The following is a 12,404-nucleotide window of genomic DNA, read 5'->3' on the forward strand; positions in this document are numbered from 1 at the left end:
GCGTGCCCAAGACCATCGACAACGACATCGCCTCCACCGACGTGACCTTCGGCTTCGACACCGCGGTCGGGGTCGCGACCGAGGCGCTCGACCGGCTGAAGACGACGGCCGAGTCGCACCAGCGGGTGCTGATCGTCGAGGTCATGGGGCGCCACACCGGCTGGATCGCGCTGCATTCGGGCATGGCGGCCGGCGCGCACGCCATCGTCGTACCCGAGCGGCCCTTCGACATCGACGAGCTGACAGCACTGGTCGGCCGGCGCTTCTCGGACGGCAAGAAGTTCGCGATCGTCGTCGTGGCCGAGGGCGCCAAGCCCCGGGAGGGCTCCATGGAGTTCAACCAGGGCACGAAGGACATCTACGGCCACGAGCGTTTCGCAGGAGTGGCGACGCAGCTCTCCGGTGAGCTGGAGGAGCGCCTCGGCAAGGAGGCCCGCCCGGTGATCCTCGGCCATGTGCAGCGCGGTGGCACCCCGACCGCGTACGACCGTGTTCTGGCCACCCGCTTCGGCTGGCACGCGGTGGAGGCCGCTCACCGCGGTGAGTTCGGCATGATGACGGCGCTGCGCGGCACGGACATCACGATGGTTCCCCTGGCTGCGGCCGTGGAGACGCTGAAGACGGTTCCGGCCGAGCGCTACGCGGAGGCGCAGGTCGTGCTCTGACCGTCACGACGCTCCCTGGACCGCCCCCGGCCGCACCCGCGGCCGGGGGCGGTTCTAGTCTGGACCGGACAACCGGCACGAAACGGGGACGTCCCCAGCGGGAGTGAACAGATGGATCACAGCGGGCACGGCATGAACATGGACCTGCCGCCGTTCACGCTGGGCCGTGGGCTCGAATTCTCCGCGGACCCGTTCTTCCTGATCGGCTGCCTCGCCGCACTCGCCCTGTACGGCTACGGCGTGGTGCGGCTGCGCAGCCGGGGTGACGGCTGGCCCGTGAACCGGACCGTGCTGTTCGTCGTCGGCGTGCTCTCCATCGCGCTGGTGATGTGTACGGGGCTCAACGACTACGGCATGGTCATGTTCAGCGTGCACATGGTGCAGCACATGGTGATCAGCATGGTGTCGCCGATCCTGTTGCTGCTGGGCGCACCGGTGACGCTGGCGCTGCGCGCGCTGCCGGTGGCGGGGCGGGGCCGTACGGGACCGCGCGAGCTGCTGCTCAAGCTTCTCCACAGCCGCTACATGAAGATCATCACGCATCCGGTCTTCACGATCCCGCTCTTCATCGCGAGCCTGTACGGGCTCTACTTCACCCCGCTCTTCGACTTCCTGATGGGGTCGAAGACGGGCCACATCGCGATGATGGTGCACTTCCTGGCGGTCGGCCTGGTGTTCTTCTGGCCGATCATGGGCGTCGACCCGGGCCCGCACAGGCCCGGCTATGTGATGCGGATGCTGGAGCTCTTCGCGGGCATGCCCTTCCACGCGTTCTTCGGGATCGCGCTGATGATGGCGAGCCAGCCGATGGTCAAGGCGTACGAGAACCCCCCCGCCTCGCTCGGTATCGACGCCCTGAGCGACCAGTCCGCGGCCGGCGGCATCGCCTGGGCGTTCAGCGAGATCCCGTCCGTGCTGGTGCTGATCGCGCTGGTCTTCCAGTGGTACCGCTCCGAGCAGCGGACGGCCAAGCGCTCCGACCGTGCCGCGGACCGGGACGGTGACCAGGATCTGAAGGCGTACAACGCCTATCTCGCCTCATTGGAGGCACGCGGACAGTAGCGGGGGGCGTGTCCGAGGGGTGACCATGGCTCCAACGGCCGTGCGGCCGGGTGAGGAGCGTGTGCTCGTGCCTGGATCCACGAAAACCATGGGAGTGCTCACTGTCGGGGTGCTGGTCGCGGTGACCGCGTACACGGTCGCGCTGGGGAGCAACGGCTGGCTCTGGTTCGGCTGGGTGGTCCTCGGGCTGGCCACTCTGGGAATGGTCGCCACCCGCGACACCTGAGGGGTGAGCGGCCGGAGGGGCCCCGTGCGGCGCCCCTCCCCTGTCCGTGCGCGGCGCGGCCCCGCATCCGCACACAGTCGGCGTACGGCGTCGTGCGAGGGGGCTCCGGCGGTGCCACCCTGGTGGCACCGTGCGGCGAACGACCGGCCGATGGGGCGGGCGGTCATGCCCGCCGCGCGTCTTCGTCGGCGGGAAAGAGGTACCAGGCATGGACAGGTCCGGGTTGATCGAGGCGATCGGACGCAGGACGGCACACGACGGCGAGCTGTCGGCCGACCGGATCGGCCGGGTCCTCGACGCCGTTTTCGGTACGGTCGGAGAGGCCGGGGTGATCGCGGAGGCGCTCAGAGCGGGCAGGACCGTCACCCTGGTGGGATTCGGCAGCTTCCACCAGGTGGGCGGCGAGGCTGCCCTGCGGCCGGGCAAGGCCCTCAACGAGTTCGTCCACGACCAGGCCGGATGAGCCGGGTGACGGCCTGACCACGGTCATGGCCTCGATGAGCCGCAGGCATGCTCCGTGGTCCACCGGCCGGTTCCCTCGGGCCGTCACCGGATCCGCCGGCCAGGTGCTCGACGCCACGGTGCGGGACCGGACCCGCGGCCGGTTCGAGGATCTCCGGCGCGGAGCCGGCACCACCACCGTCCACGTCGCCCACGACCGGGCCGAGGCGGTGTCCCTGTCCGACCGCGTCGCCGTGTTCATGTGCGGCTGCCTCCAGCAGGCCGGTGCCCCCACCGAGATCCACGAGGCCCCGCCACCCCGGAGGCCGCGGGCCTCACCGGCCGGTGCGAGCTCCTGGAAGGCCGCCCCGGCGCGGCCGAGGGCAGCGCCGTACAGGTGGAACCCGGCGGGACGGAGCAGTTCCTGAGGGTGACCGGTACCGGCTCCGCAGGGGCGTCCGCCACGGTGGGCCTGCGCTCCGGACGCCTCACGCCCGCCGACCGCGCGGGCCCTCCGCGCGACGGTGCCATCGATGCGCTGCGGGCGAGAAGCACGCAGTGCTCGTCCACCGGGGCCCGATCCGAGTACGAACTCGGCGCGGGCGGCCTGCGCCTCCACTCCGGGAGCCCCGTCCGCCGCACCGGTGGTGAGATCGGTCTGCCCATCCGCCCCGGGGCCTGCCTGCCGTGCCCGGCGGCCCTCTGATCCGGAATCCGGCACGCGGCCGTCCCGGCACCCTCCGCCACGGACCCTTCCGCACTACTGCCCGGCACGCCCGGACCAGGGCTACGATCGATCACCGGAGAGAAGCGGGTGTGCGTACGGGCCATCGGCTGATGAGACGTCAGTGAGGCGGGGAGGAGCGGGTACCAGTCCGGGAGGGGCGACCCCCGGCCGACCGTGCCATCGAGCCGGCCGAGAACGACAACACCTTGTGTGACCTGGCAGAACGCGGCCGCCAGCCCGGTCAGGAAGGCTAGGAGAGAAGCTGTGTTCTATTACGTCCTGAAGTATGTCGTGCTGGGCCCCCTGCTCCGGCTGGTGTTCCGCCCCCGCATCGAGGGGCTCGCACACATCCCCGAAGACGGTGCGGCCATCGTCGCGGGCAACCACCTCTCCTTCTCCGACCACTTCCTGATGCCCGCGATCCTCAAGCGCCGCATCACGTTTCTCGCGAAGGCCGAATACTTCACCGGCCCCGGCATCAAGGGCAAGCTGACCGCGGCGTTCTTCCACAGCATCGGGCAGATCCCCGTGGACCGCTCCGGCAAGGAAGCCGGACAGGCGGCGATCCGCGAAGGACTGGGAGTGCTGAGCAGGAACGAGCTCCTGGGCATCTATCCGGAGGGCACCCGCTCGCACGACGGGCGGCTGTACAAGGGCAAGGTCGGGGTGGCGGTGATGGCCATCAAGGCAGGGGTCCCGGTCATCCCCTGCGCGATGGTCGGCACGTTCGAGATCCAGCCCCCCGGGCAGAAGGTGCCGAAGGTCAAGCGGGTCACGATCCGGTTCGGGGAGCCGCTGGACTTCTCCCGCTATGCCGGCCTGGAGGACCAGAAGGCGGCGATCCGGGCGGTCACGGACGAGATCATGTACGCCATTCTCGGTCTCTCCGGCCAGGAGTACGTCGACGAGTACGCGGTCAAGGCGAAGGCGGCGCAGGCCGAGGAGGCCAAGAAGTTCCCGCGGCGGCCACGCTGAGCGGGGAATCTGCTCTCGGCCGATATCCCTGTCCCTGCGGTTGAGGCGGCCGTAGCGTGGCTCGCATGAGCAGAGGACGAGCATGCGTGCTGGGCGCCACGGGACAGATCGGCCGGGCCGCGGTGCGCGCTCTGGCCGAGGACGGCTGGGAGGTGACAGCGTTCTCCCGTGGTGGCGGCCGTGACGGCGCCTGGGGGGACGGCGTCCACGCCGTCGCAGTCGATCGCGATGAGGAAGGCGCTCTGGCTGCCGCGCTCGGCGACGGCTGCGACGCCCTGGTCGACATGGTCGCCTTCGGCCGGGAGCACGCCGCACAGCTGACGGGGCTGGCGGACCGGGTCGGGTCCGCGGTCGTCATCTCCAGCGGCGCGGTGTACGAGGACGAGCGGGGCCGGAGTTTCGACACACAGGACGAGCCGGACGGCTTCCCTGAGTACCCGGTACCTGTTTCGGAGGCCCAGCGAACGGTCACCCCCGGGGACGCGACGTACGGGACACGCAAGATCGCACTGGAGCGGGAACTGCTCGCGGCCGGCGACGCCTTGCCGGTGACGCTGCTGCGGGCGGGAGCGGTGCACGGGGAGCACTGCCGCACACCGCGTGAGCTGTACTTCGTGAAGCGTCTGCTGGACGGACGCCGGCGGCGGGTCCTGGCGTACGAGGGGGCCAGCCGCTTCCATCCGGTTCATGTGTCCAACGTCGCCGAGCTGGTGCGGCTCGCCGCTCTCCGGCCGGCCTCCCGGGTGCTCAACGCGGGGGATCCGCAGGCACCGACCGTCGCCGAGATCGGGACGGCCGTCGACGAGGTGCTGGGTCTGGAGACCGAGACGGTGCTGGTGGCGGGCGCGCCGCCCGAGGGCGGGATCGGGGAGACACCGTGGAGCGGGGCGCACCCCGTCGTCTACGACATGTCGGCCGCCGAACGGGAGCTGGGATACCGCCCGGTGACGGGGTATGTCCAGTCGCTGCCGCAGACCGTCGCATGGCTCGCCGCACAGCTCGACGGCCGCGACTGGCGGCAGGCTTTCCCGAAGATGGTGCGCAACTACGGCGAGGGGCTCTTCGACTACGCGGCGGAGGACGCCTGGCTGGAGCGGCACGACCGGAAGGCGTGAGGAGGCCCGGACCCGGCCGGAGGTGAGCGGGGGCACGGACCGGAGGCGAACGGGCGGCACGGGCCGGGGGTGAGCAGGCGGCACGGGCCGGGGGGTGAGCGGGCGGCCGCCGGACTTCATCGGCCGCCCGCTCACGTCAGGTGGTGATCACGGCTTCGGCGTGGCGTGCGGAGTGCACGTCACATCGCGCCGGTCCGTCTTCCCGGTGAGCAGGTAGGTGTCCACCCGCTCGTTGATGCAGGGGTTGACCAGGCCGGTGACACCGTGCGAGCCGGCGCCCTCCTCGGTGATGAGACGGGAGCCCTTGAAGCGCTTGTGCAGCTCGACGGCGCCTTCGTACGGGGTGGCGGCGTCGCGCGTGGACTGCACGATCAGTACCGGAGGCAGGCCCTTGCCCGTGCGGACCTCCAGCGGGGTCTGCTGCTCGGTCGACCAGGTCGCACACGGCAGGTTCATCCAGGCGTTCGCCCAGGTGATGAACGGGTGGTCCCTGTGCAGCCGGGTGTTGTCGCGGTCCCACTTCCTCCAGCTGGTGGGCCACTTGGCGTCCGCGCACTCGACCGCCGTGTACACGGCGTTGCTGTTCTCCGAGCGGATGTTCCCCGCGGTGTCCGACAGGTCGGGTGCCGCGGCGTCGAGCAGCGCCTGGGTGTCACCGCCCAGGTAGTCGCTCCAGACCTGGGCGGTGGGCGCCCAGGCGGAGTCGTAGTACGGCGCGCCCTGGAAGAAACCGATGAGTTCGGCGGGGCCGACGACACCGCCGATCGGGTTCTTCCTGGCCGCCGCCCGCAGCGTCAGCCATGCCTGCTCGACCTTCTCGGGCGTGTCACCGATGTGGTAGGCCGCGTCGTTCTCGGCGACCCACGCCTTCCAGTCGTTCCAGCGTGTCTGGAAGGCGATGTCCTGGTTGAGGTTGGCCTCGTACCAGATGTTGTCCTTCGCCGGGTCGACCACGCTGTCGACGACCATGCGGCGTACGTGCGACGGGAAGAGCGTGCCGTAGACCGCGCCCAGGTAGGTGCCGTAGGAGACACCCAGGAAGTTGAGCCTCCTCTCACCGAGCGCGGCGCGGATGACGTCCAGGTCACGGGCGGTGTTGGGCGTGGTCATGTGCGGCAGCATCTCGCCACTGCGCTCGGCGCATCCGGCGGCGTACTCGGCGGCGAGCTTGCGCTGCGCCCGCTTGTCGGCCTCGCTGTGCGGCACCGGGTCGGCCTTCGGGGCCTTCACGAACTCCTGCGGGTCGATGCAGGAGATCGGCGCCGAGTGGCCGACCCCGCGCGGGTCGAAGCCGACGAAGTCGTATGCCTTCGCGGTCTTCGTCCAGAGCGGGTTCTTGGTGACGACGCGCTTCGGGAACGCCATGCCCGAGGCACCGGGGCCTCCGGGGTTGTAGACGAGTGCGCCCTGGCGCTCGTTCTTCGTACCCGTGCTGACGTGCCGGTCGACCGCGAGCTTGATCTGCTTCCCGTTCGGTTTGCCGTAGTCCAGCGGTACGCTCACCCACCCGCACTGGATGGGTGCGGTGATCGCCCAGTCGGCCGGGCAGTCCGTCCAGTCGATACCCGCCTTCGCGGCCCGGGCCGCGGCGATCTGGACGCCACGCGCCTCCTGGCCGCCGCGGTGCCGGCTGTCGGCACCGGCGGCAGGTGCGGCTGTCGCCCCCGCTATGAGTGTGCCCGCGATCAGAGTGCCGGCCGAAGCGAGCATCGCTGTGCGCCTCAAGTGGAACCTCCCCCTGGGTGACGCGCCGCGGTGGCGGCACGTTGGTTCATGTGTCCAGGCGGATCCTTTCGTCTGTGAGGTTGCCGGGAACAGGGCGTACGCAGGTTTCTTTACCGAACCAATAACCGGGGCTCCCTGTCCCGCTGAGCGAACTCACCCCGCCCGCAGGTGCTCGGACTCCGTCAGAAGCCCCTCCAGCGCCTCGTCCAGTACGGCTCGCAGCAGCCGGGCGTCGGCGGCCACGGCCGTCACCAGAACGGCGGGGCCGGCCAGCGGAGTCAGCACGGCGGTGGGGCCGAGCAGGCGTGGCGCGGGGAGGCCGCCGTCGAACGCGGGGTCGACCAGGAGCAGTTGCCCGGCCGCCCGGTGGCCGCCCAGGATGGCCGCGCCGTCCCAGCCTCCGGGTGCTCCCGGACCGTACGCCAGTTGCTGGTCGAGCAGCGGCCGTCCTGCTCTGTGCACCGTCAGACGGGTCGAGAGCCGCCCGGTGTGTTCGCCGTGCCGGCCCAGAACCTGTTCCTCGCGAAGCACCAGGCGTGCGGTTCCGGCGAGTTCGGCCCGTGTGGTCATGTCGAGTTCGCTTCCGCACGCGGAGACGAGCTGTTCGGGGAGCCAGCGGAGCTGCGCCCCCTCCCCCACGCTCAGCCGCACGTCGTACGAAGCGGGGCCGGCGTCCGGGCCGGCCCCCGGCAGCGCCACCGTGGCGGCGGCGGAGTCCACCGTCACCCGCGCGCCGTCCTCCGCCCGGACCTCGATCGTGAGCCGGTCGCCGCCGAGGGGCGCGCTCATCGCGCCGACCACGGTGACACGCGCGCACCCGGCCTCCGGAGACCGGGTCCGGCGCAGGGCGAGCGGACCGTCGCTCTCGAGCACCGGAAGCGCCGTGGCCCCCCGCCCGTCGGCGACCGCCGTGATCCGGGCGGTGGCCGCGACGCTCACGCGGCCCAGTCCGCGAGCCGCGCCCGCACCCAGTCGGCGACGGGGGCGACACCGTCGGCGCCGGTCAGGGAGGTGAACACCACGGGAAGCTCGCCGCGTTGCGCGGCGGCGTCGCGGGCCATCCGGTCGAGGTCGGAGCCTACATAGGGGGCGAGGTCGGTCTTGTTGATCACGAGCAGGTCGGCGGTGGTGACACCCGGGCCGCCCTTGCGCGGGATGTCGTCACCGCCCGCGACGTCGATCACGAAGACCTGGGCGTCGACGAGCCCCTTGGAGAAGGTGGCGGTCAGATTGTCGCCACCCGATTCGACGAGGATCAGGTCGAGGGGGCCCACGGCGTCCTCCAGGTCCTCGACTGCTTCGAGGTTGGCGGAGATGTCGTCGCGGATCGCGGTGTGCGGGCAGGCGCCGGTCTCGACGGCCTGGATGCGCTCGGGCGGCAGCACGGCGTTGCGCAGCAGGAAGGCGGCGTCCTCGCGGGTGTAGATGTCGTTGGTGACGACGGCGATGGAGAGCCGGTCGCGCAGGGCGCGGCAGAGGGCGGCGACGGTGGCCGTCTTGCCTGAACCGACCGGGCCTCCCAGGCCGATGCGCAGCGCGCGACGGGCGCCGTCGGGGCGGGTGGCGTCGGCGCTGACGGCCGCGGGAGCGTCGTGTGCGTGGTCGAGATGCATGGGTGCGACTCCGGATGAGGACGGATGGGGTGAGGTGGGGAGGTTCAGTTCAGGACGCGAACAGGCGGACCGGCCAGACGGCGTGTTCCTCGGCCGAGATGTCGAGCAGCGGAGCTGAGGAGGCGGGCAGCGCCTCGATGCCGTGCCGCGCGGCCTCGGCGGCCTGGGCGGCGACCTGGTCGAGGGCGGGTGCGAGCCGGGCGAGGACCGCGGTGGCCTCGAAGGGATCCAGGGACAGCAGTCGGACCACGGCGGTGGCCGGGCCGCTGACCGCTTCGTAGGCGGCGCAGTGTGCGGCGTCGGCGGGCCCCAGCCCTGCGGCGCGCGCCGTGAGCCCGAGTACGACGGGCTGGTGGGCGCCGCGTGGCCGGGCTTCGGCGAGCGCGGCCAGTTCGGGGCTGGGCCAGGTGGCTCGCGCCGCCCGCATCAGCTGCCGGCCCAGCTTGCGTGCGACGCTCCTGAGCGCGGGCGAGGGCGTCCGTGCGTCGGCGGCCTCGTCGAGTGCAAGCGGGTCGAGGCCCTGGGCCGCCGCGGCGGCCAGGGCGGCCGAGGTGAGCCCGGTGGTGTGCAGCCGGCCCAGGCAGAACTCCGCCAGGTCCTGGGCGTTCCTGATCCGTCCTGCCTTGACGGCAGGTTCGGCGCCACCGGAGTGGGCGTGGCCACCGGCGGGGAACCGGCCGTCTGCGAGGACGAGCAGGGCTGCGCGTGTCGTCATGAAGTGCTGTCCTGTGTCTCAGAAGAGGAAATAGCGCTGCGCCATGGGGAGTTCAGCGGCAGGGGCGGGTTCGACCGGATCACCGTCGATGGTGACCGCGAAGCTGTCGGGGTCGACCTGGACCCGGGGCAGGGCGTCGTTCTCCCGCATGTCCGACTTGGTGATGCCGCGGGTGCTGGTGATCGGCACGAACTGCTTGCCGAGCCCCAGACGCTCCGGCAGCCCGGCCTCGACGGCGGACGAGGACACGAAGTTGAGGGAGTTGGCCGCGGGAGCCCGTCCCACGGCCCCGAACATCGGGCGGGGCATCACGGGCTGCGGGGTGGGGATCGAGGCGTTGGCATCGCCCATCTGCGCGTAGGCGATCTGCCCGCCCTTGAACACGGTCTGCGGCTTGACACCGAAGAAGGCGGGGTCCCACAGCACGAGATCGGCGAGCTTGCCGGTCTCGACGGAGCCGATCTCCCGGTCCAGGCCCTGGGCCACCGCCGGGTTGATGGTGTATTTGGCGACATAGCGACGTGCCCGGTGGTTGTCGGCGCTGCCGTCGCCCGGGAGCGCTCCACGCCGCCGCTTCATCACATGGGCGGTCTGCCAGGTACGCAGGATCACCTCGCCGATGCGGCCCATCGCCTGGGAGTCCGAGGAGATGATCGAGATGGCTCCGAGGTCATGGAGGATGTCCTCGGCCGCGATCGTCGAGGGCCGGATCCGGGACTCGGCGAAGGCCAGGTCCTCCGGCACCGTGGGGTTGAGGTGGTGGCAGACCATCAGCATGTCGAGGTGTTCCTCGATCGTGTTGAGGGTGTGCGGCCGTGTCGGATTGGTGGAGCTGGGCAGGATGTTCGGCTCCGAGACCACGCTGATGATGTCGGGAGCGTGCCCGCCGCCCGCACCTTCGGTGTGGTACGAGTGGATGGAGCGCCCCGCGATCGCGGCCAGTGTGTCGGCGACGAACCCGGCCTCGTTGAGCGTGTCCGTGTGGATGGCGAGCTGGGCACCCGTCTCCTCGCACACGCTCAGGCAGGCGTCGATGACGGCGGGGGTCGCGCCCCAGTCCTCATGGATCTTGAACCCCAGGGCTCCCGCACGCAGTTGGGAGTGCATGGCCTCACGCGACATCGTGTTGCCCTTGCCGAGCAGTCCGATGTTCACCGGATAGCCCTCGAGCGCCTCGAACATCCGGGCGAGGTGCCAGGGGCCCGGGGTGATCGTCGTGGCCTTGGAGCCTTCGGCCGGGCCCGTGCCTCCGCCGACGAGGGTCGTGATCCCGGAGGAGAGCGCCTGGTCGACGAGGGTCGGCGAGATGAAGTGGACGTGCGCGTCGATGGCCCCGGCGGTGATGAACTTGCCGTTACCCGCGATGATCTCGGTCTCGGGTCCGATGACCAGGTCGGGGTGGACACCGTCCATCGTGTCCGGGTTGCCGGCCTTGCCGATCCCCGTGATCCGGCCGTCGCGGATACCTATGTCGGCCTTGACGATGCCCCAGTGGTCGATGATGACGGCGCCGGTGATGACCGTGTCGGGGGCTCCTTCGGCACGGGTGGTCCGCGCCTGGCCCATCGATTCACGGATCACCTTGCCGCCGCCGAACACTGCTTCGTCACCGGACCGCCCGGGGCCACCGGAGCGGTCCTCCTCGATCTCGACGACGAGATCGGTGTCGGCGAGCCGTATGCGGTCGCCGGTGGTGGGCCCGAACAGATCGGCGTACACAGGACGGCTGAGCTCAGGCATCGAGGGGACCTCCGGTGTCGCCGCGCAGTCCGGGGACGATGCGCAGACCTGCGAGCGGGACGAGTTCGACGTCGACGGGAATGCCGGGTTCGAAGCGCACAGCGGTGCCGGCGGCGATGTTCAGCCTCAGTCCGCGGGCGGCACGGCGGTCGAAGTCCAGGCCGGTGTTGGCCTCGGCGAAGTGGTAGTGCGAACCGACCTGGACAGGGCGGTCCGCGGCGTTGAGGACGGTGAGCCGGGTGACGGGGCGCCCCTCGTTGAGCGCCACCAGGCCCTCCGCGTACAGGATCTCTCCGGGAATCATCGGCTGTCCCCCGTCAGACGATCGGATCGTGGACGGTGACCAGCTTGGTGCCGTCCGGGAAGGTGGCCTCGACCTGGACGTCGTGGATCATCTCCGGGATGCCGTCCATGACGTCGTCGCGGGTGAGGACCTTCCGGCCGGAGGCCATCAGTTCGGCCACGGTCCGGCCGTCGCGCGCGCCCTCCAGAAGGTGTGAAGTGATCAGCGCGATCGCCTCGGGGTGATTCAGCCGCAGTCCGCGCGCCCTGCGCTTCTCTGCCACATCGGCCGCCACATGGATGAGCAGGCGTTCCTGTTCGTGCGGAGTCAGTTGCACGCTTCCACCCTCTTCTTCTTCCGCCCGGTACCTGCCCCGGGCGCAGCGGGACCCTATCCCGCCTTCAACACTCTGTTGAACGATGAAGAGGATTCCGCGGCCAGGTATTGCACGTTAGGGCGGAAGTTTTTCCGGCGCGTTAACTGGTCTTTTGCGTATCCATGGGCATCAGCCCGCCCAGCCCCTTCTCCGGAACACGGGGCCCGGCTCCGCCGGACAGCACCTCCCGCGTGACCTGTCCGCAGGCGTCACGGGTGCCGTACCGGCGGCCGATCAGCCGCAGAAGCAGTCCGGAGCGCACGAGTGCTCCTTCGAGATCCACCGCCACGACGACGCGGCCGCGGCCCGCGGGACGACGGGGCCCGGCCGTATACGGCGTGTTGTCGTGACCGGGAAACACCCGCACCTCATCACCGCCCCGGCGAGGGGCCCGTCGCCGCCCGGCCGCCGGCCGAGGCGGCCAAGGACGCGGCACCCGTGGGAACCGCCGGACCGGTCACCGAAGCCGTCGTCCCGGCACCCGGCGACCCCGGAGCGGCCCTGAGCCCTGCCCGCGCTCCGGGACCCGCGGGTTCCACCGCCGCAGCGGTCGCCCGCAGCCGGCCGGGCATGGTCACGGATGACCGGTGGGCGGGGAGGCACCCCAGGGCTCGCCGCGCGGGCCCTCGCACCGTTCGTGACTCCCGCCGGGTGAGGGCGGCCCACCGCTGAGGCCGGTCGCACTCCTCGACGGGGCCGCGGCCGTCTTGCCGCCGTGGGCCGCACCGGGCCTGGGTCCCG

Annotated in this window: 16 protein-coding genes; 8 read left to right on the top strand and 8 right to left on the bottom strand. The window is 71.1% G+C overall.

Annotated elements, in window-relative coordinates; translation table 11 throughout:
* The 8 genes from VN520_RS10795 to VN520_RS10830 all read left to right on the top strand — a co-directional run.
* A partial coding sequence (locus tag VN520_RS10795; RefSeq protein ID WP_325746653.1) for an ATP-dependent 6-phosphofructokinase occupies nt 1-665 on the top strand: 665 nt, incomplete at its 5' end.
* Nucleotides 666-776: 111 nt separating this feature from the next.
* On the top strand, nt 777-1,727 hold the full coding sequence (locus VN520_RS10800) for a cytochrome c oxidase assembly protein (RefSeq protein ID WP_325746654.1): 951 nt from the start codon (nt 777-779) through the stop codon (nt 1,725-1,727).
* A 67-nt stretch (nt 1,728-1,794) separates the two neighbouring features.
* Nucleotides 1,795-1,953, top strand: coding sequence for a hypothetical protein (locus tag VN520_RS10805; RefSeq protein WP_325746655.1), 159 nt, complete (start codon nt 1,795-1,797; stop codon nt 1,951-1,953).
* Nucleotides 1,954-2,161: 208 nt separating this feature from the next.
* Nucleotides 2,162-2,416, top strand: a complete 255-nt coding sequence (locus VN520_RS10810) for an HU family DNA-binding protein (protein WP_325746656.1) — start codon at nt 2,162-2,164, stop codon at nt 2,414-2,416.
* 34 nt (nt 2,417-2,450) lie between these two features.
* Nucleotides 2,451-2,822 carry a hypothetical protein gene (locus VN520_RS10815; protein ID WP_325746657.1) on the top strand — a complete coding sequence of 124 codons (372 nt, stop codon included), beginning with the start codon at nt 2,451-2,453 and terminating at the stop codon, nt 2,820-2,822.
* Between the two features lie 2 nt (nt 2,823-2,824).
* Nucleotides 2,825-3,100, top strand: a complete 276-nt coding sequence (locus VN520_RS10820) for a hypothetical protein (RefSeq protein ID WP_325746658.1) — start codon at nt 2,825-2,827, stop codon at nt 3,098-3,100.
* Nucleotides 3,101-3,385: 285 nt separating this feature from the next.
* Entirely contained in the window at nt 3,386-4,096 is a 711-nt protein-coding gene (locus VN520_RS10825; RefSeq protein ID WP_325746659.1) for a lysophospholipid acyltransferase family protein, read from the top strand.
* Between the two features lie 65 nt (nt 4,097-4,161).
* The gene (locus VN520_RS10830; RefSeq protein WP_325746660.1) at nt 4,162-5,211 is read left to right on the top strand and encodes an NAD-dependent epimerase/dehydratase family protein; all 1,050 of its coding nucleotides are present in this window, start codon (nt 4,162-4,164) and stop codon (nt 5,209-5,211) included.
* A 147-nt stretch (nt 5,212-5,358) separates the two neighbouring features.
* Here the strand turns inward: VN520_RS10830 and VN520_RS10835 are convergent, their stop codons facing one another.
* The 8 genes from VN520_RS10835 to VN520_RS10870 form a co-directional block, all read right to left on the bottom strand.
* Nucleotides 5,359-6,921 (bottom strand): alpha/beta hydrolase, encoded by a 1,563-nt coding sequence (locus tag VN520_RS10835; RefSeq protein ID WP_325746667.1) that lies wholly within the window; start codon nt 6,919-6,921, stop codon nt 5,359-5,361.
* A 168-nt stretch (nt 6,922-7,089) separates the two neighbouring features.
* Complete coding sequence (locus VN520_RS10840; protein WP_325746661.1) at nt 7,090-7,875, bottom strand: urease accessory protein UreD; 786 nt, start codon at nt 7,873-7,875, stop codon at nt 7,090-7,092.
* The gene (gene ureG / locus VN520_RS10845) at nt 7,872-8,549 is read right to left on the bottom strand and encodes an urease accessory protein UreG (protein WP_325746662.1); all 678 of its coding nucleotides are present in this window, start codon (nt 8,547-8,549) and stop codon (nt 7,872-7,874) included. The genes VN520_RS10840 and ureG overlap by 4 nt, the downstream gene beginning before the upstream one ends.
* Before the next feature lie 49 nt (nt 8,550-8,598).
* Complete coding sequence (locus VN520_RS10850) at nt 8,599-9,264, bottom strand: urease accessory protein UreF (RefSeq protein ID WP_325746663.1); 666 nt, start codon at nt 9,262-9,264, stop codon at nt 8,599-8,601.
* 18 nt (nt 9,265-9,282) lie between these two features.
* Nucleotides 9,283-11,004, bottom strand: a complete 1,722-nt coding sequence (locus VN520_RS10855; protein ID WP_325746664.1) for an urease subunit alpha — start codon at nt 11,002-11,004, stop codon at nt 9,283-9,285.
* Nucleotides 10,997-11,308 (bottom strand): urease subunit beta, encoded by a 312-nt coding sequence (locus VN520_RS10860; RefSeq protein WP_325746665.1) that lies wholly within the window; start codon nt 11,306-11,308, stop codon nt 10,997-10,999. Before VN520_RS10860 ends, VN520_RS10855 begins: the two co-directional genes overlap by 8 nt.
* Before the next feature lie 13 nt (nt 11,309-11,321).
* Nucleotides 11,322-11,624 (bottom strand): urease subunit gamma, encoded by a 303-nt coding sequence (locus VN520_RS10865; RefSeq protein WP_073750029.1) that lies wholly within the window; start codon nt 11,622-11,624, stop codon nt 11,322-11,324.
* Nucleotides 11,625-11,763: 139 nt separating this feature from the next.
* Complete coding sequence (locus tag VN520_RS10870; protein WP_325746666.1) at nt 11,764-11,925, bottom strand: hypothetical protein; 162 nt, start codon at nt 11,923-11,925, stop codon at nt 11,764-11,766.
* Between the last annotated feature and the right edge of the window lie 479 nt (nt 11,926-12,404).

Source organism: Streptomyces sp. (assembly GCF_035563135.1).
Classification (GTDB): Bacteria; Actinomycetota; Actinomycetes; order Streptomycetales; family Streptomycetaceae; genus Streptomyces.

Coding starts and splice junctions, on each gene's coding strand:
- VN520_RS10800 (WP_325746654.1), top strand. CDS start 777: ATGGATCACAGCGGGCACGGCATGAACATGGACCTGCCGCCGTTCACG.
- VN520_RS10810 (WP_325746656.1), top strand. CDS start 2,162: ATGGACAGGTCCGGGTTGATCGAGGCGATCGGACGCAGGACGGCACAC.
- VN520_RS10815 (WP_325746657.1), top strand. CDS start 2,451: ATGAGCCGCAGGCATGCTCCGTGGTCCACCGGCCGGTTCCCTCGGGCC.
- VN520_RS10830 (WP_325746660.1), top strand. CDS start 4,162: ATGAGCAGAGGACGAGCATGCGTGCTGGGCGCCACGGGACAGATCGGC.
- VN520_RS10835 (WP_325746667.1), bottom strand. CDS start 6,921: ATGCTCGCTTCGGCCGGCACTCTGATCGCGGGCACACTCATAGCGGGG.
- ureG (WP_325746662.1), bottom strand. CDS start 8,549: ATGCATCTCGACCACGCACACGACGCTCCCGCGGCCGTCAGCGCCGAC.
- VN520_RS10850 (WP_325746663.1), bottom strand. CDS start 9,264: ATGACGACACGCGCAGCCCTGCTCGTCCTCGCAGACGGCCGGTTCCCC.
- VN520_RS10855 (WP_325746664.1), bottom strand. CDS start 11,004: ATGCCTGAGCTCAGCCGTCCTGTGTACGCCGATCTGTTCGGGCCCACC.
- VN520_RS10860 (WP_325746665.1), bottom strand. CDS start 11,308: ATGATTCCCGGAGAGATCCTGTACGCGGAGGGCCTGGTGGCGCTCAAC.